23 protein-coding genes are annotated in these 26,951 nt (G+C 67.9%); 3 read left to right on the top strand and 20 right to left on the bottom strand.

Annotated features, from left to right (window positions below):
- The first annotated feature begins 73 nt into the window (after positions 1-73).
- Positions 74-505: a DUF4398 domain-containing protein gene (locus FSV73_RS11960; RefSeq protein WP_145007979.1), complete on the top strand. Its 432-nt coding sequence runs from the start codon at positions 74-76 to the stop codon at positions 503-505.
- Between the two features lie 45 nt (positions 506-550).
- A complete protein-coding gene (locus FSV73_RS11955) occupies positions 551-1,324 on the top strand; it encodes an OmpA family protein (RefSeq protein WP_145007977.1) in 774 nt (257 codons plus the stop codon).
- 63 nt (positions 1,325-1,387) lie between these two features.
- Here the strand turns inward: FSV73_RS11955 and FSV73_RS11950 are convergent, their stop codons facing one another.
- From FSV73_RS11950 to FSV73_RS11915, 7 genes are all read right to left on the bottom strand, one after another.
- Positions 1,388-2,863, bottom strand: coding sequence for a helicase HerA-like domain-containing protein (locus FSV73_RS11950; protein ID WP_145007975.1), 1,476 nt, complete (start codon positions 2,861-2,863; stop codon positions 1,388-1,390).
- A 49-nt stretch (positions 2,864-2,912) separates the two neighbouring features.
- Positions 2,913-4,340 carry a bifunctional D-glycero-beta-D-manno-heptose-7-phosphate kinase/D-glycero-beta-D-manno-heptose 1-phosphate adenylyltransferase HldE gene (gene hldE / locus FSV73_RS11945; protein ID WP_145007973.1) on the bottom strand — a complete coding sequence of 476 codons (1,428 nt, stop codon included), beginning with the start codon at positions 4,338-4,340 and terminating at the stop codon, positions 2,913-2,915.
- Positions 4,341-4,430: 90 nt separating this feature from the next.
- A complete protein-coding gene (locus FSV73_RS11940; protein ID WP_145007971.1) occupies positions 4,431-5,843 on the bottom strand; it encodes a PIG-L deacetylase family protein in 1,413 nt (470 codons plus the stop codon).
- A gap of 1 nt (position 5,844) precedes the next feature.
- Positions 5,845-6,741, bottom strand: a complete 897-nt coding sequence (locus FSV73_RS11935; protein WP_145007969.1) for a GNAT family N-acetyltransferase — start codon at positions 6,739-6,741, stop codon at positions 5,845-5,847.
- Positions 6,731-8,545: a lipid A export permease/ATP-binding protein MsbA gene (gene msbA / locus FSV73_RS11930; protein WP_145007967.1), complete on the bottom strand. Its 1,815-nt coding sequence runs from the start codon at positions 8,543-8,545 to the stop codon at positions 6,731-6,733. The genes FSV73_RS11935 and msbA overlap by 11 nt, the downstream gene beginning before the upstream one ends.
- A 221-nt stretch (positions 8,546-8,766) precedes the next feature.
- Complete coding sequence (locus FSV73_RS11920) at positions 8,767-9,606, bottom strand: glycosyltransferase family 2 protein (RefSeq protein WP_145007965.1); 840 nt, start codon at positions 9,604-9,606, stop codon at positions 8,767-8,769.
- 23 nt (positions 9,607-9,629) lie between these two features.
- Positions 9,630-10,679, bottom strand: coding sequence for a hypothetical protein (locus FSV73_RS11915; RefSeq protein WP_145007963.1), 1,050 nt, complete (start codon positions 10,677-10,679; stop codon positions 9,630-9,632).
- A 117-nt stretch (positions 10,680-10,796) separates the two neighbouring features.
- On the opposite strand from FSV73_RS11915, the gene FSV73_RS11910 reads away from it, so the two are divergent.
- A complete protein-coding gene (locus FSV73_RS11910) occupies positions 10,797-11,438 on the top strand; it encodes a lipopolysaccharide kinase InaA family protein (protein WP_145007961.1) in 642 nt (213 codons plus the stop codon).
- Here the strand turns inward: FSV73_RS11910 and FSV73_RS11905 are convergent.
- The 13 genes from FSV73_RS11905 to waaF form a co-directional block, all read right to left on the bottom strand.
- A complete protein-coding gene (locus FSV73_RS11905) occupies positions 11,435-12,601 on the bottom strand; it encodes an O-antigen ligase family protein (protein WP_145007959.1) in 1,167 nt (388 codons plus the stop codon). The genes FSV73_RS11910 and FSV73_RS11905 overlap by 4 nt on opposite strands.
- A 5-nt stretch (positions 12,602-12,606) precedes the next feature.
- Positions 12,607-13,368, bottom strand: coding sequence for a glycosyltransferase family 2 protein (locus FSV73_RS11900; RefSeq protein WP_145007957.1), 762 nt, complete (start codon positions 13,366-13,368; stop codon positions 12,607-12,609).
- Between the two features lie 50 nt (positions 13,369-13,418).
- The gene (locus FSV73_RS11895; RefSeq protein WP_145007955.1) at positions 13,419-14,378 is read right to left on the bottom strand and encodes a glycosyltransferase; all 960 of its coding nucleotides are present in this window, start codon (positions 14,376-14,378) and stop codon (positions 13,419-13,421) included.
- Positions 14,375-15,508: a glycosyltransferase gene (locus FSV73_RS11890; protein WP_145007953.1), complete on the bottom strand. Its 1,134-nt coding sequence runs from the start codon at positions 15,506-15,508 to the stop codon at positions 14,375-14,377. The genes FSV73_RS11895 and FSV73_RS11890 overlap by 4 nt, the downstream gene beginning before the upstream one ends.
- Entirely contained in the window at positions 15,505-17,247 is a 1,743-nt protein-coding gene (locus FSV73_RS11885) for a carbamoyltransferase family protein (protein ID WP_145007951.1), read from the bottom strand. The genes FSV73_RS11890 and FSV73_RS11885 overlap by 4 nt, the downstream gene beginning before the upstream one ends.
- A 220-nt stretch (positions 17,248-17,467) precedes the next feature.
- The gene (locus FSV73_RS11880; protein WP_145007949.1) at positions 17,468-19,870 is read right to left on the bottom strand and encodes a membrane-bound PQQ-dependent dehydrogenase, glucose/quinate/shikimate family; all 2,403 of its coding nucleotides are present in this window, start codon (positions 19,868-19,870) and stop codon (positions 17,468-17,470) included.
- A 209-nt stretch (positions 19,871-20,079) separates the two neighbouring features.
- Positions 20,080-21,504 carry a lipopolysaccharide kinase InaA family protein gene (locus FSV73_RS11875; protein WP_145007947.1) on the bottom strand — a complete coding sequence of 475 codons (1,425 nt, stop codon included), beginning with the start codon at positions 21,502-21,504 and terminating at the stop codon, positions 20,080-20,082.
- Positions 21,501-22,256 (bottom strand): lipopolysaccharide kinase InaA family protein, encoded by a 756-nt coding sequence (locus FSV73_RS11870; RefSeq protein WP_145007945.1) that lies wholly within the window; start codon positions 22,254-22,256, stop codon positions 21,501-21,503. The genes FSV73_RS11875 and FSV73_RS11870 overlap by 4 nt, the downstream gene beginning before the upstream one ends.
- Entirely contained in the window at positions 22,253-22,984 is a 732-nt protein-coding gene (locus FSV73_RS11865; RefSeq protein WP_145007944.1) for a lipopolysaccharide kinase InaA family protein, read from the bottom strand. Before FSV73_RS11865 ends, FSV73_RS11870 begins: the two co-directional genes overlap by 4 nt.
- A complete protein-coding gene (gene rfaP / locus FSV73_RS11860; protein ID WP_145007942.1) occupies positions 22,984-23,790 on the bottom strand; it encodes a lipopolysaccharide core heptose(I) kinase RfaP in 807 nt (268 codons plus the stop codon). Before rfaP ends, FSV73_RS11865 begins: the two co-directional genes overlap by 1 nt.
- Positions 23,787-24,905: a glycosyltransferase family 4 protein gene (locus tag FSV73_RS11855; RefSeq protein ID WP_145007940.1), complete on the bottom strand. Its 1,119-nt coding sequence runs from the start codon at positions 24,903-24,905 to the stop codon at positions 23,787-23,789. The genes rfaP and FSV73_RS11855 overlap by 4 nt, the downstream gene beginning before the upstream one ends.
- The gene (gene waaC, locus FSV73_RS11850) at positions 24,902-25,909 is read right to left on the bottom strand and encodes a lipopolysaccharide heptosyltransferase I (protein WP_145007938.1); all 1,008 of its coding nucleotides are present in this window, start codon (positions 25,907-25,909) and stop codon (positions 24,902-24,904) included. The genes FSV73_RS11855 and waaC overlap by 4 nt, the downstream gene beginning before the upstream one ends.
- Entirely contained in the window at positions 25,910-26,944 is a 1,035-nt protein-coding gene (waaF, locus tag FSV73_RS11845; protein WP_145007936.1) for a lipopolysaccharide heptosyltransferase II, read from the bottom strand.
- Positions 26,945-26,951 lie beyond the last annotated feature (7 nt).

Genomic DNA, 26,951 nt, shown 5'->3' with positions numbered 1-26,951 from the left:
CTTTCAATGACCAGGCGCCCGCCTCGCCCATGCCGGCGGCGCGCTTTTCGGATCAACAACGGAGCTTGAATCCATGAAGAGTGCCACTGCCCAAACGTCCTTCTCCAAAGCCTGCACCCTGAAACTTGCAGCCCTCGCCCTGGGTAGCTCGCTGCTGCTGGCCGGTTGCGCCGGCAATCCGCCGACCGCCCAGATGGCCGTGACCCAGTCCGCCGTCAACGAGGCCGTCAGCTCCGGTGGCAACCAGTACGCGCCCATCGAGACCAAGTCGGCGCAGGACAAGTGGACCCAGGCGCAAACCGCCCTCTCCAACGAGAAGTACGCTGAAGCCAAGCAACTGGCCGAACAGGCCGAGTGGGATGCCCGCCTGGCCACCCGCAAGACCCAGGCCGCCAAGGCCGACGCCGCGCTCAAGGATGCCCAGAACAGCATCCAGCAGATCCGTGAGGAAGGTCAGATCAACCTGCAGCTCCAGCAGAATCTGCAGAAGAAGGTCCAGCAGTAAGAGACCCGCTCCTTCTTACCTTCACGAATTCAAAGGATGACCACCATGCGTAAACATATTCTGATCCCTGCCGTGTCGCTGCTCAGCCTGGCCCTGGCCGCCTGCTCCACCCCGCCCAACCCCAACCTGGAACAGGCGAAGTCCGACTATTCGGCCCTGGAATCCCAGCCGCAGGCCGCCCAACTGGCCGCCCTGGAAACCAAGGACGCCGGTGCCTGGCTGCAGAAGACCGAGAAGGCCTACAAGGACGGTGAGAACGAGAAGACCGTCGACCAGCTGGCCTACCTGACCAACCAGCGCATCCAGACGGCCATGCAGACCATCAAGCTGCGCATGACCGAAGCCCAGATGCAGAACGTCGACGCCGAGCGCACCCAGGCCCGCCTGGACGCCCGGACCGCCCAGCTCAAGCAGCTGCAGGACGCCCTGCAGGCCAAGCAGACCGACCGTGGCACCGTGGTGACCTTCGGCAACGTGCTGTTCGACTTCAACAAGGCCGAGCTCAAGCCCCAGGGTTACGCCAACGCCCAGAAGCTGGCCGACTACCTGAAGCAGAATCCCGAGCGCAAGGTGATCGTCGAAGGCTACACCGACAGCGTCGGCGGCGATGCCTACAACCAGCAGCTCTCCGAGCGTCGCGCCCAGGCCATCCAGACCGCGCTGATCAGCGCCGGCGTGGAGCCTAGCCGCATCCAGACCCGCGGTTACGGCAAGGCCTTCCCGGTGGCCAGCAACAGCAATGCCTCCGATCGCGCCCTGAACCGTCGGGTGGAAGTGACCATTTCCAACGACGCCAACCCGGTCGCCCCGCGCATGTAACGACCGCGTCGCGCACCCCAAAGACCCCGCCTCGGCGGGGTCTTTTTTTAGCTGAGCGAGCGCCTAGCGACGCTTGCCGCCCAGCAGCGAACCCAGCAATCCCCGCACCAGCTGGCGCCCCAGCTGATTGGCCGCCTGCCGCGCCGCGCTCTTGATCGCATTGCCCGCGAGTTCGCCCACCAGATCGCCCAGGGCGCTGCCCTGCCCCGTTTTCGTCTGCTCGGCCACCGGTGCCTGCGCCGGTACCCGCGCGGCCTGACGATCACGCAGGATCTCGTAGGCCGACTCCCGATCCACCGCCCGGTCATAGCGCCCTGCCTGGGGTGACTGGCGGATCAGCGCCTGGCGCTCGGCCTCGCTCAAGGGACCGACACGCGATTGCGGCGGCGCTATGGCCACCCGCTCGACCATGGCCGGGGTGCCCTTATCTTCCAGGCTACCCACCAGGGCTTCGCCGATGCTCAGCTCGGTCAACACCTCCAGGCTGTCGAAGGCCGGATTGGGGCGGAAGCCGTCGGCCACCGCGCGCAGGGCCTTCTGTTCCTTGGCGGTGAAGGCACGCAGACCGTGCTGGATGCGCAGGCCCAGCTGGGCCAGGATGGCGTCCGGCAGGTCGGCCGGCGACTGGGTGACGAAGTAGACGCCGACGCCTTTGGAGCGGATCAGCCGTACCACCTGCTCCAGGCGATCACGCAGCGCCTTGGGGGTATCGCCGAAGAGCAGATGGGCCTCATCGAAGAACAGCGCCAACACGGGTTTGTCGGCATCGCCGCGCTCGGGCAATTGCTCGAAGAGTTCGGCCAGCAGCCAGATCAGGAAGGTGGCATAGACCTTGGGCGCCTCGTGCACGAGGCGGCTGGCATCGAGCAGGTGGATGCGACCGCGGCCATCGGGCTCGGGGCGCAGCACGTCTTCCAGCTGCAGGGCCGGCTCACCGAAGAAGGCCTCGGCGCCCTGCTGCTCCAGGGTGGCCAGGCGGCGCAGCAGGGCCTGGGCCGAGGCACCGGTGAACAGGGCGCGGTCCTCGCCCAGGGCGTCGGGCTGCTCGCGCAGGTGATTGAGGACCGCCTTGAGGTCCTTGAGGTCGAGCAGCAGCAGGCCTTCGCGATCGGCCACCTTGAAGGCGGCGTGCAAGGCGGCCTGCTGGCTGTCGGTCAGCTCCAGCAGGTTGCCCAGCAGCAGCGGGCCCATCTCGCTCAGGGTGGTGCGCAGCGGATGGCCGCTCTGGCCGTCGACGTCCCAGAGGGTGACCGGATAGGCCTGGGGCTGGTGCGGCAGGCCCTGGGCGGCGATGCGCCCGGCCAGCTTGCCCTGGGGCGCACCGGCCGCACCCAGGCCGCAGAGATCGCCCTTGATGTCGGCGGCGAAGACGGCGACGCCGGCGTCGCTGAACGCCTCGGCGAGGCGTTGCAGGCTCACGGTCTTGCCGGTGCCCGTTGCGCCGGCGATGAGGCCGTGGCGGTTGGCCAGCTTGAGGGGATGACCCAGCGGTTGGCCATCGGTCCGGGTACCAAGGATCAGCAGGGGCGTCGAGGTCATGGCGCAGCTCCGTAGCGGTTCTGCGCCAGCTTAACCCGAGAGTCCGCGCTCAGGTGCGGTTGCGGATCCGCTCGACGATGGCGGTGGTGGAGCTGTTCTCCACCAGGCCGAGGATGCGCACCTCGCCGCCGTAGCCCTGCACGATCTGGGCGCCGACCACCTCTTCGACGCTCTTGTAGTCGCCGCCCTTGACCAGCACATCCGGGCGCACCTGCTCCAGCAGCCGTTCGGGGGTGTTCTCGCTGAAGGGAATGACCCAGTCCACCGCGCCGAGACCGGCCAGCACCGCCATGCGCCGGTCGACGCTGTTGATGGGGCGACCCGGGCCCTTGAGGCGGGTGACCGAGGCGTCGTCGTTGACCGCCACGATCAGGCGATCGCCCTGGGCGCGCGCCTGTTCCAGGTAGGTCACATGACCGGCGTGGAGGATGTCGAAGCAGCCGTTGGTGAAGACGATCTTCTCGCCATGGGCGCGGGCGTCCTCGATGGCCAGCTGCAGTTGTTCGAGGGAGAGGACGCCGCGCTCGGAGCCTTCCGAACGCTGCACCGCGCGGCGCAGCTCGGGCGCGCTGATGGCGGCGGTACCCAGCTTGCCGACGACGATGCCGGCGGCCAGGTTGGCCAGGGCCACCGCCTGGGGCAGCTCCTCGCCAGCCGCCAGGGCGGCCGCCAGGGTGGAAATCACGGTGTCGCCGGCGCCGGTGACATCGAACACCTCGCGGGCGCGGGCCGGCAGGTGCAGGGCCGGCTGAGCGGGACGCAGCAGGGTCATGCCGTGCTCGCCACGGGTCACCAGCAGAGCCCCCAGGTCCAGGCGCGCCATCAGCTCGTTGCCCTTGGCGACCAGCTCGGCATCGTCGGCGCAGACGCCGACGATGGCTTCGAACTCGGACAGATTCGGGGTGATCAGGCTGGCGCCCCGGTAGATGGAGAAGTCCTTGCCCTTGGGATCGGCCAGCACCGGGATGTTGCGCGCCTTGGCCAGCTGGATCAGTGCCTGGTGGTTCTTCAGCGCGCCCTTGCCGTAGTCGGACAGCACCAGCACCTTGACCCCGGCCAGCATGGCGGCGGTGTCCGAGGCCAGCGCCTGGGGATCGGTGTCGAAGGGTTCCTCGAAGTCGACGCGGATCAGTTGCTGGTGGCGACTCATGATGCGCAGCTTGACGATGGTCGGCTGCTGGGCGATGCGCTGGAAGCGCACCTGCACGTGGGCGGCCCTCAGGCTGTCGGTGAGGGCATCGGCAGCTTCGTCCTGGCCGGTGACACCGACCAGATAGGCCGGCGCGCCCAGGGCGGCGATGTTGAGGGCGACGTTGGCCGCGCCACCGGGACGATCCTCGTGCTGGTCGACCCGCACCACGGGCACCGGCGCCTCGGGGGAGATCCGCGAGGTGGTGCCGTGCCAGTAGCGGTCGAGCATCACGTCGCCGACCACCAGGACCGGCGCGAGATCGAAGCGAGGCATGGTCAGCTTCATAGGGACAGGCTCCAAAGCGCGAAAATGGCGGCGATCATAGCATAGGGGCCAGGGCGCCCCGGAAGCGCCTACCAGCGGCATTAGCCGGCATCAGGGTGTACGGCGGTTGATCCAGAACAGCTCGTGACGCCGCACGGCCTTGCGGAAGAACTCGTCCTCCCCCGTACGTGGCCAGCGGCGTCCGGCCAGCAGCCACTGGATCGCCCGGCGCAGGCGCTTCTTGGCCGGCAGCGGCACCAGCAGGTCATGCTGCAGGCCCAGGGCCATGGCCTTGTCCAGCCGCCGCTCGGGGGTCAGCAGCGGACTCCAGGGCACCAGGGGCGCCGGCGTCTCGATGGCCGGCGGCAGGGCGATGCCGCCCTCGGCCGGGCCCATGGGCCAGCGATCGTTGTCGTGCAGGTGGTTGGCGTAGAGCAACTCGAGTTCGGGCTGCCAGTCGCTCGCGGCCAGGGCCTCGCGCAGAGCCAGGGTGCTGGCCACGTGGTCGGCATGGGGATCGATCTCCGGATGCGGCAGCACCACCACCTCGGGGCGGAAGTGCTCCAGCAGTGCGGTCAGATCGGCCACCAGGTTGTGCCAGGTGGGCGCACCGTCGGCATCTCCGGGCAAGTCGAAGGCGTTGTAGCGGCGCGCGCTGCGGATGTCACTCTCGCCGGACTCGCGGGAGCCGCAGGCTTGATCCGGCGCCTGGCGCATGGCCGGCAGTTGCAGGCAGTAGTAGCCCAGCTGGAAGCAACGCTCCGGCAGCACCCCACCCCACAGCGGGGTGACCAGGCTGTCCCAGGTGCGCAGCCGGCCCTTGAGCCGGGCGGCGGCCTGACGGTCGAGGCCGAGGCGCTGGTAATACTCGGCCTCGATCTCGCCCTGGGTCAGGGTGACGATGCTGGTCTCCCGGGCCTGGCTGTAGAGACCGAAGGCGGCCAGCTCGGCATCGTCGGCGTGGGGGGCGATGACCATAACCCGCTTGCTGGTGAAGTCCGGCTGGGCGAACACATGCAGGCGCAACTCGCCCTGCAGGCGGCAGAAACGGGTCCAGAGTTGCAGCTCGCCACGCCGCAGGGCTTCGGCATAGCCACTGAGGTTGACATAGCGCCGCCCGGCCACGCCGCGCTCGAAGTCCTGGCGATCGCCTTCGTCGCCCGCGCGCAACCGCACCTGGGGGTCGAGCAAGCGGCCAAGCCAGTTGGCGCGCAGGCGGCACTCCAGGAACAGCGTCAGCTCGCCCGGCGGCAACTCCACCGCGGCCAGCCGGCCCTGCTGCAGATGCAGGCCCAGGACCAGGGTGTCGGCAGGAAACTGGTACTGGTAGCTGTCGCGCGGCGAGTAGAAGAGATGATCGGCAAACCAGGCTTCATGCCCGACCCAGACCAGCAGCGCCAGCAACGGCGCGCTCCACCACGGCCCCAACGCCAGGCAGCCGAGCAGCAGCACGGCGATGACCAGCAGGGCCAGCCGCTTGTGCCGGCGATGACGTTTGAGCAGGGCTTGTTTGCGGGCGGTCATCTCAGCTCTCGAAGACGGTGACGCGGTGGCACCACCGGTCCTTGTAGTCGCGATCGGCGCGGCCGAAGGAGTAGCGCAGGGCCTTGTCCAGGGCGCGGGCATCCTGCCAGGCCGCCTGGGTGTTCAGATAGGTGAGGACGCTGCCCGGACTGAGGTCGCTGCAGCTGGGATCGACGCCGCCATTGACGTACTCGACGCTGAGCCACTGCGGCGCCTCCACCCGGTAGAGCACCTGGATGGCCACCGGCCGCTCGCCGAGCATGAGCACCGAACCGGTCATGAAGTCGCGCAGCAGGGCGAACACCTCGGCCAGCCGCGCCTTGCCCGGCACCTCGAAGCCCCAGCGCGCCTCGAACAGCTCGGCATAGATCCGCGCCTGCTCGGCGCTGTCCAGCTCGGCCATGGGCAGGGCGCGGCCGCCGGCGTCTTCGAAGAGGCGCTGCTCGCGTCGCTGGTTGTAGCGGAATTTCTTCGACCAGGCCTCCGGCTCGCGCAGCATGGCCAGTTCCTCGCTCTGTCGGCGCAGCCCGGCGAAGCGCTCGTCGCACAGCGGCGACAGGTAGCGGGCCCGCTGGCGCAGGGGGGCCGCGGCCCCCGGTGCGGCGGGCAGGATGATCTCGGCATTGCCCAGGTCGAACAGGGCGCGCTGGCGACGCTTTTTGAGCACCGCGCGGGACAGTGCCAGTTCGCGGCCCCAGCAGGGCACCGCGGCCTGCCAGCCATCGGCGCCGGCCCAGCCCAGGTAGCGCACCGGGATACCGGCCAGTTCGGCCAGCCGGGCGATGACCTCGGGGTGGGTGGCGACGCTGCCGCCATGACGCTGCCAGGTGGCGGCATAGTCGGCGGCGGAGATCGCGGTCCAGCCGCGTTCACGCCAGAAACGCACTCTATTCAGCATGGGACGCCGGTGCCGCGGGTGCGACCTCCTCGAATTGCTTGGCATGCAGGCGGGCGTAGTAGCCGTTCAACGCCAGCAGCTCGCCGTGGCTGCCACGCTCGACGATGCGGCCATGGTCCATCACCAGGATCAGGTCGGCCTTCTCGATGGTGGAGAGGCGGTGAGCGATCACCAGGGTGGTCCGGCCCTGCATGACGCGGTCCAGCGCCGCCTGGATATGCCGCTCGGATTCGGTGTCCAGCGCCGAGGTGGCCTCGTCGAGGATCAACAGCGGCGCATTCTTCAACAGCGCCCGGGCGATGGCCAGCCGCTGGCGCTGACCGCCGGACAGCAGCACGCCGTTCTCGCCGACCTGGGTATCGTATTGCTGCGGCAGGCGCTGGATGAACTCGTCGGCATAGGCCGCTTCGGCTGCTGCCTGGACATCCTCCATGGGCGCCCCGGCGAGGTCGCCATAGGCGATGTTGTTGGTGACGCTGTCGTTGAACAGGGTGACGTGCTGGGTCACCAGGGCGATGTGCCGGCGCAGGTTGGTCAGTCGGTAGTCCTGGATCTCCAGGCCGTCGAGGAGGATCTCGCCCTCTTCGTGCTGGTAGAAGCGCGGGATGAGATTGGCCAGGGTCGACTTGCCGCTCCCGGAGCGACCCACCAGGGCCACCATCTGGCCGGGCTCGGCGACGAAGTCGATGCCTTCCAGCACGGCCTTGTCGGTGCCCGGGTAACGGAAGGTCAGGTTGCGCACTTCCAGACGCCCCTGGACGCGCTCGCGCTCCTCGCGGCCTTCGTCGCGCTCAGCGGGTTCGTCGAGCTGCTCGAAGATGCTTTCCGCGCCGGCCACGCCACGCTGGATGGTGGAACTGACCTCGGAGAGCTGACGGATCGGCTTGGGCAGCAGGCCGGCCATGGTGATGTAGGCCACCAGGTCACCGGCCGAGGCCTCGCCGCGCAGCCAGAGCACCAGGAACATCAGCACCGCCATGGCCGAATAGATCACCAGCTGCAACATGGGCGTATAGACCGCCCCGGTCTTGGTCATGGTCAGCTGTTTGTCGGTGTTGGCGACGCTGGAATCGAGGAAACGCTGCTGCTCGTAACGCTCGCCACCGAAGCTGCGCACCACCCGATAGCCCTGGATGGCCTCGGAGGTGATGTGGGTGACGTCACCCATGGCCGACTGGATCTTGCTGCTCTGCTTGCGGAACTTGCGGCTGGCGCTGGTCACCATCAGGGCGATCAGCGGCAGGATGGCCACCATCACCAGGGTCAGCTTCCAGTTCATCCACAACAGCGAGGCGAACAGGAAGACCACGGTCATGCCTTCGCGGATCACCACCTTGATCGCCTCGGTGGCGGCGCCGGTGACCATGGTGACGTTGAAGGTGATCCGCGAGATCAGGTGGCCGGAATTGTTGGCGTCGAAGTAGCGATTCGGCAGGCGCAACATGTGGTTGAACAGCGCCACCCGCAGGTCGTGCACCAGGCCGAGGGAAACCCGGGCCAGGAAGTAGTTGCCGAGGAAGGAGCCGACGCCCTGCCAGGCGGCGATCAGGATGATCATCAGCGGCACCGCCTGCACCAGGTGCAGGCCGCCGATGAGCGGCCAGCCCGGGAACATGGAGGCATTGGGATTGTTCAGGCCATCGACGAAGTACTTGAGGATGCCGGCCAGCATCGGCTGGGTGGAGGCGAAGATCAGGAAGCCGACGATGCTCAGGGCGAACATGCCAATGTAGGGCCGCACATAGCCGAGCAGGCGGAAATAGATCTTCAGACTGGAAGTCTGCGCAGGGGAGTCTTGGCTCATGGTCTCGTCGTGACGCAAAAGCGCCATGTTAACACGCACCCGCCGCTGACCCAGCGCGGGGATTTTCCGCTAGGCTGCCCCTCCCCCGCCCTGGAACAGCCGTCATGCCACCGCTCATCGCCACCTTCGCCGACCTCAAGGACCTTTGGCGCCTGGAGGTACTGGATGCGCCGGGCAAGCCCTTGCGCCTCAAGCGCCTGTGATCCGCCCGCTACCGGGCCTTACGCCCGGGGATGACGGCCGCTGAAGATGGTCCGCAGCATCCGCGGCAGCACGCCATACAGATAGAGGCGATTGCCCAGCAGCTGCCGCCCCAGGTAGCGCAGCACCTTGCCGCGGGAGGCGCCCTTGTAGTGCAGGCGCAGCAGCAGGGCGACATAGAACTTCTCGATGTCGCGAAAACGCCGCTGGGCCGGGGTTTCGGTTTCCAGCTCGGACAGCGAATGGTCCAGCATCCCGGCGCAGAGCAGCTCCACTGGCTCTTCTCGCGCCAGCGCCTGGACCCGCAGGAAGAAGGACACGTCGACCCCATAGAGGGCGAATCTCTCGTCGAAGACATCGCCATGGCGCGCGGCGAGGCGCTCGGCCAGGTCTCGTGACAGGCAGAGTCCCGAGCTGATGGTCACGGTGGCCTGGGGATCCAGCGGGCCTTCCTCGATCACCACCGCCTTGTGCTGATGGGGATAGCGGATGGCCCCTGCGCCCAGCACCAGGGGCACCAGCAACTCCGCCTGCCGTGACAGGGCCTGCAGATAGCGACCGTCCACCACGGTGTCCTGGTCGAGGATCACCAGGCGCTCGGCGCCCCGCTGCAAGGCCTGGTTGTAGACCCGACTCAGCGGGGGATTGCCGAGGTCCTCCACTATGATTACCTGCGTCCAGCCTGGCGCAGCCAGCAGGATCTGGCGCTCCGCCTCGTCCAGGGCCTCGGGGCCGTTGTTCCAGACCAGCAGGCCGCTGTCCGCCGGCAGGCTGGCGACGGGCTGGGCCAGCACGCTGCGCAAGGTGGCCGAATCCCGCGGGCGCAAGCCGTAGAGCACGACGAGAAAAAGGGTTCGCATGCAGAGAGAGTCCTGAAGAGGTGCTACCTGCGCACCCGGGTGCGCAGGTAGTCGAGCGCCGCGCCGGCTTCGTCGGCCAGGTGCGGGCGTGGCAGGTCGTTCGGCCAGATACCTTCGGCGAAGGCCTGGCGGTCGCCGCCCCCCAGGCGCTCGCTCAACGCCCTTTCCCACCAGACGTGGCGACAGGCCTGGGCGTAGCTGTCCTGGGGCGCCAGGCAGCCATAGAGCAGCTTGCGGCCCAGGCTCGCCCGCTGCTTGTCCAGTCCGGCCAGTTGCCACTTCACCCGCAAGCGGGTCCAGACGTCGGGGAGGGGCTTGGTCAGGGGCACCTCCTGCCAGTGGCGTTGGAGTTCGGACGAATAGTCTTCACCGTAGCGCTCGAAGAAATGCGCCAGCATGAAGTGCAGGAAGCGCTTTTCCGCGTAGTAGTGGCGAATGGGTCCGCGCGCCTCGCCGATGGCCAGATCCGCCAGGCTGAACGACAGCGCGATCTGCTCCAGGGTATGGACCTCCTCGTCGTGGCCACGCCAGTCGTCGATCAGGGCGATGGCCCGCTCGACCCGCGGCAGATGGCTCCGCGCCAGACCGCAGACGCCGCTGTTATAGAGCCGGGTTTCTTCCGCAGGCGCCTGGCCACGCGCGGCCAGGGCGGCGGCAAAACGGGCGAATTCCGGACGGGTACGGGCCTTGCGCCAGGGCCACTCCTCGATGTCCATCAGCCCGCGCCCGCTGTCGATACCGTCGAACAGTGACGCCAGCGGCGCCTGGACTACGGTATCGCTGTCGAGAAACAGGGTCTTGTCGGCGGCTGGCAACGCCCAGGCGATGGCGCAGGCCTTGCTGCGATGCAGATAGCCGTGTTGCCCCTGCCAGGCCTTGAGCGTCGCCCCCTCGACGGGCAGCACGTCCACCGGCCAGCCGCGATAGTCCTGCGGCCGATCGGTGAGGATACGGATGGCGATGTCCTGGCCCTGCCGCCAGTGCAAGGCACTGAGCAGGCTGAATTTCAGCTCCTGCCGATAGGCCTGGGCACCGCCGTAGACGAAATACAGGAGTTGGCGTGTTGGACGCATGTAAAGGTGCCGGCAAAAAATCGATTCTAGCAACAAGCGGGTGGTTAGGTAGTAAGGGTCACTTCACAGCCCGCCACCATCGGGTAACATGCACGCCCTGACGTTGACGGGTCCTGCATGAAGCCTCTCGAACATTCGCGCTATCTCGAACTGCGCGACGCCGCCCAGGTAGTGGAAGCCGATCATCACGGCGACAAGGTCCTGCGCCTCACCGATGGCAGCTACCTCAAGCTGTTTCGCCGCAAGCGGCTGCTGACCTCGGCCGCCCTGTTCCCCTACGCCCAACGATTCGCCGACAACGCTCGTCAGCTGGCGGAACGCGGCATTCCCTGCCCGACGGTGCTGGCGGTCTACCGCGCCGCCTCGCTGCAGCGCGATCTGGTCCACTACAGCCCGCTGCCCGGCGCCACCCTGCGCCAATTGCGCGGCTCGGCGCAGGCCGAGACACTGCGTCCGGCCCTGGGCCGCTTCATCGCCGGCCTGCACGACGGGGGCGTCTACTTCCGCTCGCTGCACCTGGGCAACGTGGTGCTGACGCCCGAAGGCGAACTGGGCCTGATCGACATCGCCGATCTGCGCTGCCATTCGCGGCGCCTGTCGCTACGGTTGCGGGTGCGTAACTTCCATCACCTGCTGCGCTACGACGAGGATCGCGACTGGCTGTTCGCGCCGGGCCGCGAGCCCTTCCTGCGAGCCTATGCCGAGGCCTGCCGCCAGCCGCTGGACTGGCGCGACCTCGACTGCCAACTGCAGAACTAGACCGGCAGCGGCTGCCCCAGCGCCAGTTTGCGGCGGCGCTGCACCTCGGCCCCGGCGATCATCGCCGCAGGCAACAGCACCAGCGGCCACAGTTCGTCCGGATTGCCGATCAGCTTGGCTCCGTCGAAGTTGAGCATCAGCAGGGCCACCACCAGGTAGAGGCCCCAGGGATCGCGCTGCCGCAGCGCCGCGCCCAGGGTGGCCAGCATCAGCACGGCGAAGATCAGCAGCGAGACCAGCCCGGTGTAGATGCCGAAGGAGACGAAGATGTTGTGCGGATGCTGGATGGCCTCGGTGCCATGCAGCAGGTCATGGCTCTGATAGCCCAGGCCACAACCCAGCCACCAGCCGCAGGCCTGCCAATCCTTCATCATGAAGTGGAACAGCTCGATGCGACCGGAATCGGCCCGTCCCCAGAAGGCGACGAACCAGGCCTCGGTGTGTACCACCTGGACCACCCCGGCGATCAGGGCGCTGACCAGGACGACGAAGGCCAGGGTGCGCAGCGGGAACCGCGGAAAGGCGAAGAGCACGCCCAATGCAGCCAGGAAGACGATCCCGACCAGGCCGGTGCGGGTCTGCAGCGCGAAGGAGATGCCGACGATGGTGATCACCACCGCCGCCAGCAATTCGCCCCAGCGCCGCTCGCGAATCCAGGTGGGTGCAGCGAGTCCTCCCAGGCACACCATCCAGATGCTCACATAGATGGGATTGGCGATCCGTCCGGGCAGGTGGATGACTCTCTGGCCGACGGCGTAGTGGCCGGTCAGCCAGAAGACCAGGCTGGAGCCCACGGCGTAGGCGCAGAGAATCCAGAAGGCCAGCCGCACGAAGCCCGGCCGGCGAAAGAAATCGCCATCGACCAGGCAGGCCACGGTGAAGACGAACAGCAGCACATAGAGGATGTGCTTGAAGAACTGCCCCTCCTCCGCCCGTGCGCCGGGCACGATGAACCAGGCGAGAAACACCAGCCAGAGCAGCAGGAGCGGGGAACGCCAATCGATCACCCGCGGCCGTAGGACGAAAAGCACCAGCGCCGGCAGGGCGATCGCCGCGTAGTAGTAGCTGTTGATCCACTTGGCGACGGGAATGCACAGGTAGGCGGCCAGGAACACCAGTACCGCCAAGGTGAAATAGCGGCTGTGCTGCAGCCGATCGAGCACGGGTGTCACCACAGCAGGGCTCCCAGGAGTGCACCGACCAGGAAGGCCAGCGCCAGTTTGATGCGGTCCAGGCGACGGCGCCTGCACTTGTCTTCGCGGTCTTTCTCGCTGATCACGTGCTGGCCGAAACCGGTATGCAAGACCGCATCGTTTTCCAGGATCAGCGCGTGCCGGTGCTCCTCGGCGTAGCGCCGGGACAGCTCCTTCTCGCCGGTCAGCTCACCATAGGGCGCATGCCGGAGGTAGTCGGCACGCCGACGCAGACCGGGATTGAAGGAAAAACCCTGCCATTCGGCCTTGTGCGAGCCGACTTCGTGGAAGGCGATACCCGCGTGCACCTGTCGCGGCTTGAGATAGACGTAGGGGCTGTGGATCGCCAGGTCATGGGCGTGACTGCGCAGCCAGACCTGCAACGCCTGCGGATCGGCCTCCAAGAGCGCCTGGGAATCCTCGATGAAGCCGGGCCGATAGAAGGCCCAGTCGTCTTCACAATGGAAGATCCAGGCCGTTTCGACCCGGGCGTAGGCCGCGTCGACACTGCGCATCTGGCCGAGCTTGGGATTGTTGACGATGAACTCGGTGTGCTCGCGCCAGTGCGCCGGGATGCAGTCGCGCACCCGCTCGTCACCGGAGTCCTCGGTGATGAAGACTCGGCGAATGGGCGCGGTGTTGAATTCGTCGAAGGTCGCCAGCGTCTGCGTGAGCAGGTCGAAGCGCCCGCAGCTGGTGACGACCAGGGAGATGTCGCTGTCGGCGGAAAACTGCACGTTCTACCCTTTCTGCCAGGTGAGTCGAAAGCTGGGCCTTGGGCGCCGCATCAGCGTCCCAGCCTGGCCAGCAGGCGTTGCAGGAACCCCGGTGCGACCGCCGGCCGCAGCGCAGGGGTTATAGCCGAAACCACGCGTTCACCCAAGTGGCCGAAGGCGAAAGAGTGACGCGCCAGGGCCTCTCCCGCCTTGGCGATGGCCGAGGCGTGCGCGGGGTCCGCCCTTAGTCCCGCGAGCTTTTCCCGCAACTCCGCCAGCGAGCGATAGAGCACCACATTGACGCCATCCACGAAGCCCAGCGCCCGGTTTTCCTCTTCGCCCTGATCAAAGGTGAAGAGCAGGCAGCCGCAGGCCATGGCTTCGAAGTTCTTGATCATGTATTCGCCCATGCCGACGTCGGCGCCGATGAAGAAGCGGATGCGGTTGAGCGTCTGCAGGTATTCATCGCCCGAGCGGGTCTTGGTGATCAGCAGGGGCTCGACCTTGGCCAGGTCTTCCAGCAACTGCCGGCGTCCGCTGTAGGCCACGCTGCCGAGGCTGCCGACGAAGCCCAGCTCGATGTCGCGTTCCAGGCCCAGGTCGCGCAGGCGACTGTCGTCGTAGCCCTTGGGCACGAAGACGGCATCCACCCCCTCCTCCTGCAGCCGCCGCGCCACGCCCGCGCCCGAGACCAGCACCCGGACGTGGGGCATGGCCCGGTAGTAGCGGCTGAACTTACCGGTGTACTTGCAGGGGATGAAGTTCTGGTAGGCGTCGTGTTCCAGCTCGACCAGATTGGGCAGGCTGCGGATGAAGACGATCTGCTTGAGCTGCTTCTTGAATCTCAGGAACAGCAGGATGCGATCGTATTGCTCGGGCTGCGGCACGGCGCGGCGGAAATAGCCGCGCAGATCGGCCTGCTCCGCGTCGCTCAGCCAGCGCAGGTCGCAGTCGCACTGGGCGGCGATGCTGGCATAGAAGTGGTCCAGCAGGATGCGTTGTTCCTTCTGGACCAGGAACAGGACTCTCACGGCGCCGGGGCCTTGAAGGCGGCGACCATCGGCAGGCGCCAGAAGTCGCGGCGTACGGCCTCGTCGGAGAAGCGCTCGGCCAGGCGCTCGCGCATGTGCTGCACGCAGGCGCGTCGCTGGCTCGGCGCCAGGCGACCGAGGTGCTGCAGGCCCTGACCGAGGGCTTCGGCATCGCCCAGGGGGAACAGGAAGCCGACGCCTTCAACGATCTCGCGGGCGCCACCGCAGGCGGTGGCGATCAGGGGGACGCCGGCAGCCATGGCCTCCAGCAGGACCATGCCGAAGGGCTCGTGGTCGGAACTCAGAGCGAAGACGTCGAAGGCCTTGAAGTAGCGCCGGGCGCCTTCCACCTGGCCGAGGAACAGCACCCGGTCGGCGATGTTCAGCTCGCGGGCGAGGTCCTTGAGGTCCTCTTCCAGCCGGCCCTTGCCGAGAATAGCCAGCAGGGCGTTGGCCGGCAGGGTCGGCAGGGCGGCGGCGAAGCCGCGCAGCAGGGTGGCCTGGTCCTTGTCCGGGTGCAGGCGGCCGACGTTGCCGACGATCCAGGCGTCCTGGGGCAGCTTGAGCTCGGCGCGGGCCTGGTCGGCCGGCAGCAATTCGCGCTCCACCGCCTCGACGTCCAGGCGATTGTAGAGGGTCTCGATGCGCTCGGCCGGCCAGTCCTTGAGGCGCTGGCGGAGTTCGTCACGCACCGCGTCGGAGACGGCCAGCAGGGTCAGGCGCTTGCTCATCAGCTTGGCGAACAGCCGTCGGCCGAGTCGATCATAGTCGCCAAAGGCGTGGTGGACGCCGATCACCGGCAGGTTGGTAGCCAGGCAGGCGATCCAGATCGGCTTGAAGCGATGGGCGATGACGAAGCGGATGCCCCGCGAACGGACGATCTCGCGCAGCGCCTGGATGGCGCCGAGCTTGAGGCCGCGCACGTCGCGCGAGGAATACTCGAGGAACAGTACCTCGTCGCTGCCACAGCCGGCAGCCACCTCGGCATCGGCGGTACCGGTGAGGAACACCGTGGTGACGCGATAGCCGCTGTCCGCGAAGAGACTGGCGGTCTGGCGGGCGCAGTCGAGGAAGGGACCGTCATAGCCGTGACAGAACTGCAGCACCCGCGGTTCGGCGGAACGCGTCATAGGCCGGCGCCCTCCTTGACCACCAGGATGTCTTCCATGATCAGGTACTGCAGGTCCGAGCCGAAGAACATGTTCAGGGCGTCGGTGGGCGAGCAGACCATGGGTTCACCGCGGCGATTGAGCGAGGTGTTGAGCGAGACGCCGTTGCCGGTGAGCTTTTCCAGCTCCAGCATCAGGTCGTACCAGCGCGGATTGTGGCGGCGCTCCAGCACCTGGGCGCGGGAGGTGCCATCCTCGTGGACCACCTCGGACACCCGGCTCTTCCACTCGTCGTTGACCTCGAAGGTGAAGGTCATGAAGGGCGAGGGATGGTCGACCTTGAGCATCTGCGGTGCCACGGTGTCGAGCATCGACGGGCAGAACGGCCGCCAGCGCTCGCGGAACTTGATCTGGGCGTTGATGCGGTCGGCCACGCCCGGCACGCTGGGGCAGCCGATGATGGAGCGACCGCCGAGGGCGCGCGGGCCGAATTCCAGGCGACCCTGGAACCAGGCCACCGGATTGCCGGCCACCATGATCTCGGCGATGCGCTGGGGCATGTTCTCGATCTTCTGCCACTTGGGCGCATTGGGATGCCGGGCGCAAGCGGCGATGACGTCTTCGTTGCTGTAGCCGGGGCCGAGATAGACGTGCTCCATCTTCTCCACCGGCACGCCGCGGGCATGGGAGACGTAGGCCGCGGCGCCGACCGCGGTACCGGCGTCACCCGAGGCGGGCTGGACGAACAGCTCCTTGACCTCGGGGCGGGCGATGATCTTCTGGTTGAGCTTGACGTTGAGCGCGCAACCACCGGCGAAGGCGAGCTTGCCGGTCTGCTTGATGATGTCGCCCAGGTAGTAGTCCATCATCTCCAGCGCCAGCCGCTCGAACAGCGCCTGCATGCTGGCGGCGTAGTGGATGTAGGGATCGTCGGCGATGTCGCCTTCACGCTTGGGCCCCAGCCACTCGATCAGCTTGGGCGAGAAGTAGTAGCCCTTGCCCTTCTCCTTGTAGCGGCGGAAGCCGATGACGTTAGCGTAGTCGGTATTGATGATCAGCTCGCCGTTCTCGAATTTCGCCAGGCGCGAGAAATCGTACTTGCTGGCATCGCCATAGGGCGCCATGCCCATGACCTTGAATTCGCCGTCGAGCATCTCGAAGCCGAGGAATTCGGTGAGGGCGCCATAGAGGCCGCCCAGGGAGTCCGGATCGTAGAACTCCTTGATCTTGTGGATCTTGCCGTTCTCGCCGTAGCCGAAGAAGGTGGTGGCGTACTCGCCCTTGCCGTCGATGCCGAGGATCGCGGTCTTCTCGCTGAAACCCGAGCAGTGGTAGGCACTGGAGGCGTGGGCCAGGTGGTGCTCGACGGCTTCCAGCTTGACCTTCTTCAGGTCGAAGCCGAGCTGCACCAGGCACCACTCGATGCGCTTGCGGTAGCGGTGGTAGCGGCGATTGCCGAACAGGATGGCGTCCAGGGCGCGATCCGGGGCATAGGCGTAGCGCTTGGCGTAGTGCCAGCGGGCCTCGCCGAACAGACTGATGGGCGCATAGGGAATGGCCACCACGTCGACGTCGGCGGGGGTGATCCCGGCTTGCTCCAGGCAGAACTTGGCCGATTCGTAGGGCATGCGGTTCTTGGCATGCTTGTCGCGCACGAAGCGTTCTTCTTCCACCGCGGCGATCAGCTTGCCGTCGATGTAGAGCGCGGCGGAGGGATCGTGGCTGAGGGCGCCGGACAGGCCAAGGACGGTCAGGGACACAGGTAAAGCCTCTGTACAGGGCGTAACCAGGGGTTCGCCGGGGTTTCGCGAGGCCGCTGCAGGCCCGCCTCGCCTCAAAAACGGCGAATTATAGCCGTTCGCTGCCACCGGGGGTAATCGCGCCACGGCACATTGTGGCCAGGCGGTGCCCGTCCCGGGCCGGAAACGACGAAGCCCGCCGGATCGCTCCGGCGGGCTTCGGGAGGTCAAGCCGCTGGGATCAGCGCTTGTCGGGCAGGGCGTAGGCGATCACGTAGTCGCCGCGATCCGGCGACTGGCGGGCGCCACCGGCGCTGATCACCACGTACTGCTTGCCGGTCTTGGGCGAGACGTAGGTGATGGGCGTGCCCTGGCTGCCCACCGGCAGGCGCGCACGCCAGATCTCGCGGCCGGTGCCGCTGTCGTAGGCGCGCAGGTAGTAGTCCTGGGTACCGGCGAAGAACAGCAGGCCGGCCTGGGTCGCCAGGGAGCCACCCAGGGTGGGCATGCCGATGGGGATCGGCAGGTGCAGCTTGATGCCCAGCGGCCCGGTGTCCTGCACGGTACCCACCGGCACCTGCCAGGCGACCTTGCGGGTCTTGAGGTCGATGGCGGTCATGGTGCCGTAGGGCGGCGCTTGGCAGGGAATGCCCAGTGGCGAGAGGAAGCGGTTACGCAGCGACCCATAGGGGGTACCGGTCTGGGAGGCAGCGCCCATCTCGACGCCACCGGCCTTGTTGTTCTCCATCTGGGCGCGCGGGATCAGCCGCGTCCACAGCCCCAGGCGCATGTCGTTGACGAACAGGTAGCCGGTGGTGGGATCGATGGAGTTGCTGCCCCAGTTCATGCCGCCCAGGGAACCGGGCCACTGCAGGGAGACATCGGTGGACGGCGCGGTGAACATGCCGTCGTAGCGCATCTGCTTGAACTGGATGCGGCAGAGCAGCTGGTCATAGGGGGTGGCGCCCCACATGGCCGACTCGGTGAGGGTCTCGGTGCCGATGGCGGGCAGGCCCACCGACAACGGCTGGGTCGGCGAATGCCGTTCGCCGGTCACCTCTTGCGGCGGTGCCTTGACCGGTTGATCACGCACCTCGGCGATGGGCTTGCCGGTTTCCCGGTTGAGCAGGAAGACCTGGCCGGCCTTGGTGGTCTGGATCAGGCCCGGCAGGCTACCGCCCTGCCCGTCCGGCACGTCGACCAGGGTCGGTTGCGCCGGCAGGTCGTAGTCCCAGAGGTCGTGGTGGACGGTCTGGTAGACCCAGCGCTCCTGGCCGGTCTTGACGTCCAGGGCGACGACCGCCGAGCTGTACTTGTCGTCCTGCGGCGTACGCTCGCCACCCCAGGCATCAGGGGTGGTATTACCGGTCGGCAGATAGATCAGGCCGAGCTTCGCGTCGTAGGCCATGGAGGTCCAGACGTTCGGCGTGGCGCGGGTGTAGTCGATGTTGGGGTCCAGCGGGGTGTCCGGGGTTTCCTTGGCCAGATCCCAGGCCCAGACCTTCTTGCCGGTGTGGACGTCGAAGGCGCGGATGACCCCGCTCGGCTCGTTCACCTCGATGTTGTCGGCCACCCGACCGCCGATGACGATCAGATCGCCGGCCACCAGGGGCGCGGCGGTCAGGGTATAGAAGCCCGGCTTGACCTCGCCCAGGCCGGCCTTGAGGTCGACCACGCCATTGTCGCCGAAGTCGGCGCAAGGCTTGCCGGTGTCGGCGTCCAGGGCGAACAGCCGGGCATCGATGGTGGTGGTGAGGATGCGTCGCTGGCAGGTCGCCGCCGGCTGGGCGGGAGCTGCGGAGGCGACGGCGCTGGCCTGGGCGACCGGCGCGTCCTCGTAATAGCCGACGCCCCGGCAGCGTTGCCAGTTGGGCGCGGTGGCCTTGGGATCGAAGGACCAGCGCTTGGCCCCGGTATCGGCGTCGAGGGCGAACACCTGGTTGTGCGCGGTACAGAGATAGACGCTGTTGCCGACCTGCAGCGGCGTCACCTGATCCTCGGCGCCGAAGCCATTGCTCTGGGGCACGTCGCCGGTCTGGAAGGTCCAGGCCACCTGCAGCTGGCCGACGTTGGCCTTGGTGATCTGGTCGAGGGCGGCGAAGCGAGTCCCGGCGGTGGTGTTGCCCCAATGGCGCCAATCCTGCTGGGCGGTAGCGGGCGTCACCGGGGTGACGGCGGGTGCCGTTGCGGCGGCCACCAGCGGTTGCGGCTTGAACATCCAGGCGAAGCTCGCTGCGCAGGCCACGGCCAGCAGGCCGGCCAGCGCGTACCCACCCTTGCCGGCGACGCCGCCACGGGCGCGCACCAGCGCCGGATAGGCCAGGGCCACCACCGCGCCGATCACGGCGAACATCATCAGCCGCGAGACCAGCGGCCAGAACACCAGGCCGACATCGACCAGGGCCCAGACCAGGGTCGCCAGCAGGAACAGGGCGTAGAGCCAGGCGCCCAGCGGCCGCCGTACGGCGATCAGGACGCCGGCCAGGGTCAGCAGCAGGCCACCCAGAACGAAATAGAGACTGCCGCCGAGGGTGGCGAGGTAGACGCCACCCCCCATCAGCGCCAGGCCCAGCAGGGCGATCAGCACACCCAGGGCAGATACCAGGAACTTGCAGGCGCGGGTCGCGCCCCCATTGCCACTCATCGTCGTCTCCTTAAAAAACTCATGCGTGCCAGAAGCCCGCCACTGGCGGGTCCGTTCTTGGATCTCGTTATGGGTGCCGGGCGTATCGCGCAGGCCAGACGCCCTGGCGGGGCCCCTCAGGCTGCGACATTCTGCCACAAAGGTAGCCAGCTAATTAACTAGCTGGTTCATTTTTGCGCGAAACGGGTCGTTTATCGAACGACCCGCGCTCAGGCCGGTGGTAGACGGCTATCGAGCAGCCGATGGAGCGCACTGTCGGCGGGCCAGTTGCGCAGCAACCGGGCGCGATCGCGGGCATAGGCGCGGGCATAGGCCTGGTCGCTGCTGTGGGCCTGGAGGGCATCGAGGTCGATCACCTGCCAGCGACCGTCATGCCAGATCAGGTTGGTCCCCTTGAAGTCGCCATGGCCGAGGCGCTCGCGGCGCAGGGCGTCGACCAGGGCCAGCAGGGCCTCCAGTTCCGCTGCGGGCGGGGCGGAATCGACATAGGGCGCGAAGCGCTCCAGCAGATTGGGACCGGCCACATAGGGCGTCACCAGGTAGGCACGTCCGCGCAGACCGAGGAACCGGCGCTCGCGGACCGCCAGGGGTTCGGGCGTGGGGATGCCGAGGAACAGCAGCCGGTGCCCTTCCCGCCAGCTGTGCCAGGCCCGGCTCGGCCGCCAGAAGCGCGTCAGCCAGTGGCCGAAGCCCTTGATGTTGTACCTCTTGAGCACCAGGTCCTGGCCTTGCCACGACAGCCGCGCCACGGTGGCGGCGCCGCCGTCCTTGAAGGTCGGCAGGCCAGCCAGGGCGGCATCGGGATCGGCCAGCAGGCCTTCGAGCCTGGCCAGCCAGGGGCGGCGCACGGCGATCAGGCCGAAGGCGCTGCGGGTGACGGCGAACAGGGTGCACTCCCGACCGCTCTTCTTCAGGTAGTCGGCCAGGCGCCAGCGGCGAATCTCGGCGGTGCGCGCCAGCAGGGCGTCGAGGCGCAGGGCGTGCTCGGCATTGACCAGCAGGTAGTGGATCAGCAGTTCTTCCAGCTGGGCATCCAGGGCGGCCGGCAACTGGGCGAAGAACACCGCCAGGTTCTCCTGCACCCGCGCCTGGGACAGCGGCTGGCCGACCGTCTCGGCCTGGATGTCCGCCGCGTCGATGACCAGGGCGGCGCCGTCCTTGACCAGCAGGTTGTCCAGGTGCAGGTCGGCCTGCCAGAGGCCCTGGGCATGCAGCCGGGCCAGGGTGGCCAGCGCCGCGCCCAGCAAGTCGTTCTGCGCGGGCGACAGCGGCGGCTCGCCCGCGATCTGCTGCCAGAGCTGGTCGACGCTGGGCGCGGCCTCGATGAAGTCGAACAGCAACCAGGCGCCCTGCCCGCTCGCCTCGCCACTCTCCAGCAACTCGGGCGTGGGCGCCGCCGCGGCTGCCGCCAGCAGGCGACAGCCCTCGCGCTCGCGGGCGAATTGCCGGGCGGCGCGGTCGCCCACCAGCAACTTGGCCAGGACCCGGCGGCCCTGCCAGCGGGCCTCGCCGACGTAGCGCTGACCGGGCAGCACCCGCAGCAGCGATCGCAGTTCCAGTTCGCCAGTGGGCAGCTCGATGCGCAGCGGCAGCGCCGGGGCGCGGCCGGCCTTGGCCAGTTGCTCCAGGGTCATGCCTTGCGCTCCTTGTGGCGGCGGCGTCCGGCCAGCCGGCGGCCCCAGTCACGCACGGCGGCGCTGTCCAGGGGTTGCCCCAGATAGCTGGCCAGCAGCAGGGCGATGTCCTGCTCGCGCCACTGCGGCGCACGCCGCAACAGGGGTTCGAGATCACGCAGCCGATCGCGCCGGCCGAACAGCAACGGCCGGGTCTTTTCCAGGTCGATGAGGCGCGCCGCCAGGCCTTCGCTCTGGCGTTGCAGGAACAGGTGCTTGGGATAGAAGCAGCCGTGGACCTGCCCGGCGGCGTGCAGCTGGCGGGCCAGTCCCCCGACGGCGACCAGCACCGCCGCGCGCTCGTCGGGGGACAGGTGCGGCCAGACCTTCAGCCAGCTATCGAGGTCACGCCAGTCGTCCAGGGCGCGGGTCAGCAGGATGGCGCGCCAGCCCTCGGCATCGCGTCGCTCACCATAGTAGGCCAGCTCCAGCGCCGGAATGCCGCGTTCGGCGTAGCGGCGGATGTTGCGACTCTCGCGGGCGAAGGTCGGTTCGCCCAGCGGGCGGGCCAGGGTCCGGGTCAGGTAGTCGCGCTGCCGCTTGAGGTAGTAGCCGTGGCCAGCCACGTCCAGGCGGAACACCTGGCTGAAGCCGCCACGCCCCTGGTTGGGCTCGTCCACCGCCGGCAGCTCCAGCGCCCACAGCGCCGCGAAGCTGTCCAGGCCCGCACCGGCCAGCACGGCCCTGTCCGCGGCCGCCCATCCCTCGTTCATTCCCGCCCCTTGAAATAGTCCAGCACCTCGTGGATGCGGCCCTTGTCGTTGTCGCTGAGTCGGGTGCGCCCGCGGTATTGCAGATAGAACCTGAGCCGCTGGGTGCGCGACAGCTGGTACTTGGCCACCTTGTCCAGGCAGGCCAGGTCCTTGACGATGCGCCAGCGCAGCCAGTGGCCGACCCAGAAGGCGCCGCCCGGGCAATCGATGAAGTAGAGCACGCCCTGGCCATCCACCAGCAGGTTGCGCCACTTGAGATCGTTGTGGGCGAAATGGTGGTCGTGCAGGGTGCGGGTCGCCGCGGCCAGCTGGCGGCTGACGTTGTCCACCCAGCGTCGGTCGCGCAGCCGCGGATCGCCGCGCCGCGCCAGTTCGGCGAGGTCCAGGGTGTCGGGAATCTCCCGGGTGATCATGGCGCCCCGGCTGAATCCGCGGGGCGAACGCTCCAGGCCCCAGGCCACCACCGGTGCGGTGGCGATGCCCCACTTGGCGAAACGCTTAAGATTCTGCCACTCCGCCTTGACCCGCGGCCGCCCCACGTAACGCCGCAAACCCTTGCCCGCGCCGTGGTAGCGCTTGACGTAGTAGCGGATGCCATCGCGTTCGATGCGGATCACTTCCGACAGCGGATCGCTGGTCAGGCGCTCGCCTTCGAGGGCGAACACCCCGTCGAGGGTCGCGAACTCGCGGATATGGGCAACGCTGGAGTCGAGACGCCAGTCAGCCATCAGAGACGGTCTCCGTAGCGCTCCTTGCGCTCGAGCAACGCGGCGGCCTTGCGCTCCAGGCGCGCCAGCAGGGGCGCCTCGTCGCGCAGGATCTCGCGCAGCGGCCGCTGGAAGTAGCCACGCAGGAAACGCAGGAAGTCACGGCGCGTCAGGCCGATGCCCAGGGCGGAGAAATACAGTCCGGCCAGGTCCTTGTCGCGCCAGCGACGAGGCACCTGGGTGCGGCACTGGGCGCGATGCAGGTCGATCAGCCAGAGGCGCAGGTTGGCGACCGTGACCGGCTTGGCGGTGTCGAGCAGGAAATGGCAGATATAGCAGTCGCGATGGTTGACGCCGGCGCGGTGCATGGCGCCGGTCATGCGCGCCACCTCGGCGATCAGCGCGCGCTTGAGCGCCGGTTCGGGCGGCTGGCGTACCCAGTCGAGGCTGAAATCCTCGAGGCTGACGGTGGGCGCCAGCTCCTCGGTGATGATGAAGGAGTGCTGGGTCGCCGGATTGACGCCGCGCTCGCCGAAGGCCACGGCGGTCATGGTCGGCACCCCGACCTGATGCAGTCGCGCGATGGCCTGCCATTCCTGACGGGCGCCCAGCACCGGCTGCTTGGCCTGCAGCAGGTTCTTGGCGATCTCGCCCCAGCCGATGCCACGGTGGATCTTGACGAAGTAACCCCGTCCGGCCACCTCGGTGCGCAGGGTGCGGCGGCCGTCCAGCTCGCGGAACACCTGGCCCTGCAAGGCCTCCACGGCGACGAAGGGGTCCTGGCCAGTCCAGAGACTGGCGAAGGGGTCGCGCAATTCCAGGGTCATGCCACCCCCAGGATGACGTCGGCGGCGCGCTCGGGCAGCGAATAGAGATCGGCGCTGTCGGCGAAGGCCAGGCCATTGCGCCCCTGCACCGCCCGGCGCTCGGGATCGGCCAACAGCTCGGCGAGCATCCGGTCCAGGGTCTCCTGGGCGAAGGGCGACGGCACCACTTTGCCAGCTCGGGCCTCGTCGATGTAGTGGGCATAGCCACAGACGTCGGTGACCAGCACCGGCAGCCCGGCGACCAGCGCCTCCAGCAGCACGGTGCCGGTGTTCTCGTTGTAGGCCGGATGGATCAGCAGGTCGGCGCCGAGCAGGAAGCGCGGGATGTCGCTGCGCCCCTTGAGGATCTCGACCCGCTCGCTCACGCCCAGGGCCTTGGCCTGCAGCAGGAAGGGCTTGGGATCGTCCTGGCCGATGGCGAACAGCCGGGTGCGCTTGCGCAACTCCTTGGGCAAAGAGGCCAGGGCGCGCAGGCTGCGATCCAGCCCCTTGGTCTTGAAGCCGGAGCCGATCTGCACCAGCAGCAGTTCGCCCTCGTGCAGGCCGAACTCCCGGCGGAAGTCGGCGCGGATCTCGGCGGCATTGGCCGGCGCGCGGCGATCGGCGGCGATGCCCGGCGGCAGCAGATGGAAACACGGCGCGGGCGTCCCGTAGTGCTTGACGAACAGCGGCTGCTGCACCTCGGAGATCATCAGGATCTCGGTGCGCGACTCGGGGGCGAACACCGCCCGCTCGTATTCGGCGAAATGGCGATAGCGGCCCCACTGGCGATAGAGCGGATTGCGCAGGGTCTGGGCCTTGTCCTCGAAGCAGGGATCGGCGGCGTAATAGACGTCCAGCCCGGGCATCTTGTTGAAGCCGATCACCCGATCCACCGGATCGCGGGCCAGGTCGGCCTGCAGCCAGGCATGGAATTTCTCGTTGCGCCGGTGATTGAAAAGGGCGCTGACCTTGGCCACCCGCACGTCGAAGCCCTCGGGCACCGGGCCCTCCCAGATCAGGGTGTAGACGCGGATGGCGTGGCCACGGCGCTGGCACTCCTGGGCGATGCGCAGGAAGTCCCGCTGCAGGCCGCCGAAGGGAAAGTACTTGTAGAGCACGAAAGCCAGGGTCATGCGGGGAGGTCTTCCAACAACAGGGTTTCCAGTTCCAGTTCGACCCGCTCCGGGGTCAGGGCGGCGAGGCTCGCGGCCGGCTGGTCGCGCGGCTCGTCGGTGCCGTCCAGGCCCACCGCGCTCAGGTGCACCTGGGCGCGGCCATAGGCGCCGACCTTCTTCGGACTGGTCGGGCCGTAGAGGGACACGGTGGTGACGTCCAGCGCGGCGGCCAGGTGGCCGAGACCGGTATCCACCGCCACGCAGGCGCGGGCACCCGCCAGCACCTTGGCGACGCCGGCCAGGTTCAGCCGTGGCAGCACCTGGACGCCATCCAGGCCAGCGGCGATGCGTTCGGCCCGGGCGTGCTCGGCCTCGTTGCCCCACAGCAGCCGCACCGGCCAGTCCAGCTGGCTCATGCGCTCGGCCAACTCGCGCCAGTGGGCCTCGGGCCAATGCTTGCTGACCCAGGTGGTGCCGTGCAGGAAGACCACGTAGGGCGTCTCCTGGGGGCCGGCCAGGCGCTGCCGGTCCAGCCCGTAGTCGCCTACCGCGTTCGGCAGCGGATAGTCCAGCGCCTGGGCGAACAGCTGACGCACCCGCTCCAGGGCATGCTGCCCCTTGGCCACGTGGTAGCGCTCATCGTAGAAGCGACTCGCCAGCGGCTCGCGGGCCGAATGGCGGTCGAGGCCGGCCACCGGGGCCTCCACGTAGCGGGTCAGCCAGGCGCTCTTGAGCAGGCCCTGGGCATCGATCACCCGGTCGTAGGGACGTTCGCGCACCCGGTTCTTGAATTCACCCCATTCGCCACTGGCCCAGGCGGAAAAGGGTTGCTTGCGCCAGCGGCGCAGGGCCACCGGGATCACCTGGCCCACCGCCGGATGCCAGGCGGGAATCTCGGCGAAGCCCTCCTCCACCACCCAGTCGAAGCAGATGCCGGGGATGGCCCGGGCCGCATCGGTCAACGCCGGCAGGGTATGGATGACGTCGCCCAGGGACGAGGTCTTGATCAGCAGCACGCGCATCTAGCCCACCTCGACCGGATCAGCGACCAGGCGGCCGAGGGCGTCCTGCACCAGGCTGGGTTGTAGCAGGCGCAGGCAGTCGTAATGACCGAAGCGGCAGGTACGGTCGAAACAGGGACTGCATTCCAGCCCCAGGCGCACCGTTTGCACCTGGCTGGCCAGCGGCGGCGTGAAGCCCGGCGAAGTGGAGCCATAGACGGCCACCAACGGGCGATCCAGGGCGGCGGCCACGTGCATCAGCCCAGAGTCGTTGCTGACCACGGCGCTGGCGCAGGACAGCAGATCGATGGCCTCGGCCAGGGAGGTGCGACCCGCCAGGTTGTAGACGTCTTCGTCCAGGCCGGGTGTGACCCACTCGCGGATCTCTTCGCCACCCGGAGCATCCTTCTGCGAGCCGAACAGCCAGACCTGCCAGCCCTGCCGCAACCGGGCATCGGCCACGGCGGCATAGTGCTCGGCCGGCCAGCGCTTGGCCTCGCCGAATTCGGCGCCCGGGCAGAGCGCCAGCACCGGCCGGTCCAGGCTCAGACCGAAACGCTCCAAAGCAGCATCACGGCTGGCCGGGTCGATGACCAGGTGCGGCTCGGGGTAGGGTTTGGGCAGGTCGGCACCCGGGGCATAGGCCAGCGCCATGAAGCGCTCGATCATCAGCGGATAGCGGGCCTTGTCCAGGGTGCGGATGTCGTTGAGCAGGCCGAATCTCATTTCGCCGCGCCAGCCGGTACGGGTGGGAATGCCGGCGAAATAGGGCACCAGCGCCGATTTCAGCGAATTGGGCAGCAGGATCGCCTGGTCGTAGCGGCCGCGCAGCTGCTGGCCGATACGCCGGCGGGTGGCCAGCTCGAAGGCGCCATGGCCGAGGGGAAAGCTCAAGGCCTCGCGCACCTCGGGCATGCGCTCGAGCAAGGGGCGACTCCACTCGGGGGCGAGGACGTCGATCTGGCAGTCGGGGTGCTGGCGCTTGAGGCAGACGAAGAGGGTCTGCGCCATCACCATGTCGCCGACCCAACTGGGTCCGATGATCAGAATATTCATGTTGGCA

Source organism: Pseudomonas oryzihabitans, assembly GCF_007665395.1.
Taxonomy (GTDB): Bacteria; Pseudomonadota; Gammaproteobacteria; order Pseudomonadales; family Pseudomonadaceae; genus Chryseomonas; species Chryseomonas psychrotolerans_C.
This window is presented reverse-complemented; position numbering and strand designations above follow the sequence as displayed.

What these genes read in the sequence shown, in the direction of transcription:
- FSV73_RS11915 (WP_145007963.1), bottom strand. Translation starts at nt 10,679, where the DNA reads ATGCGTCCAACACGCCAACTCCTGTATTTCGTCTACGGCGGTGCCCAG.
- FSV73_RS11920 (WP_145007965.1), bottom strand. Translation starts at nt 9,606, where the DNA reads ATGCGAACCCTTTTTCTCGTCGTGCTCTACGGCTTGCGCCCGCGGGAT.
- FSV73_RS11935 (WP_145007969.1), bottom strand. Translation starts at nt 6,741, where the DNA reads ATGCTGAATAGAGTGCGTTTCTGGCGTGAACGCGGCTGGACCGCGATC.
- FSV73_RS11870 (WP_145007945.1), bottom strand. Translation starts at nt 22,256, where the DNA reads ATGAACGAGGGATGGGCGGCCGCGGACAGGGCCGTGCTGGCCGGTGCG.
- FSV73_RS11955 (WP_145007977.1), top strand. Translation starts at nt 551, where the DNA reads ATGCGTAAACATATTCTGATCCCTGCCGTGTCGCTGCTCAGCCTGGCC.
- waaF (WP_145007936.1), bottom strand. Translation starts at nt 26,944, where the DNA reads ATGAATATTCTGATCATCGGACCCAGTTGGGTCGGCGACATGGTGATG.
- FSV73_RS11890 (WP_145007953.1), bottom strand. Translation starts at nt 15,508, where the DNA reads ATGACGCGTTCCGCCGAACCGCGGGTGCTGCAGTTCTGTCACGGCTAT.
- FSV73_RS11855 (WP_145007940.1), bottom strand. Translation starts at nt 24,905, where the DNA reads ATGACCCTGGCTTTCGTGCTCTACAAGTACTTTCCCTTCGGCGGCCTG.
- hldE (WP_145007973.1), bottom strand. Translation starts at nt 4,340, where the DNA reads ATGAAGCTGACCATGCCTCGCTTCGATCTCGCGCCGGTCCTGGTGGTC.
- msbA (WP_145007967.1), bottom strand. Translation starts at nt 8,545, where the DNA reads ATGAGCCAAGACTCCCCTGCGCAGACTTCCAGTCTGAAGATCTATTTC.
- FSV73_RS11950 (WP_145007975.1), bottom strand. Translation starts at nt 2,863, where the DNA reads ATGACCTCGACGCCCCTGCTGATCCTTGGTACCCGGACCGATGGCCAA.
- FSV73_RS11910 (WP_145007961.1), top strand. Translation starts at nt 10,797, where the DNA reads ATGAAGCCTCTCGAACATTCGCGCTATCTCGAACTGCGCGACGCCGCC.
- rfaP (WP_145007942.1), bottom strand. Translation starts at nt 23,790, where the DNA reads ATGACCCTGGAATTGCGCGACCCCTTCGCCAGTCTCTGGACTGGCCAG.
- waaC (WP_145007938.1), bottom strand. Translation starts at nt 25,909, where the DNA reads ATGCGCGTGCTGCTGATCAAGACCTCGTCCCTGGGCGACGTCATCCAT.
- FSV73_RS11960 (WP_145007979.1), top strand. Translation starts at nt 74, where the DNA reads ATGAAGAGTGCCACTGCCCAAACGTCCTTCTCCAAAGCCTGCACCCTG.
- FSV73_RS11865 (WP_145007944.1), bottom strand. Translation starts at nt 22,984, where the DNA reads ATGGCTGACTGGCGTCTCGACTCCAGCGTTGCCCATATCCGCGAGTTC.
- FSV73_RS11880 (WP_145007949.1), bottom strand. Translation starts at nt 19,870, where the DNA reads ATGAGTGGCAATGGGGGCGCGACCCGCGCCTGCAAGTTCCTGGTATCT.
- FSV73_RS11875 (WP_145007947.1), bottom strand. Translation starts at nt 21,504, where the DNA reads ATGACCCTGGAGCAACTGGCCAAGGCCGGCCGCGCCCCGGCGCTGCCG.
- FSV73_RS11940 (WP_145007971.1), bottom strand. Translation starts at nt 5,843, where the DNA reads ATGACCGCCCGCAAACAAGCCCTGCTCAAACGTCATCGCCGGCACAAG.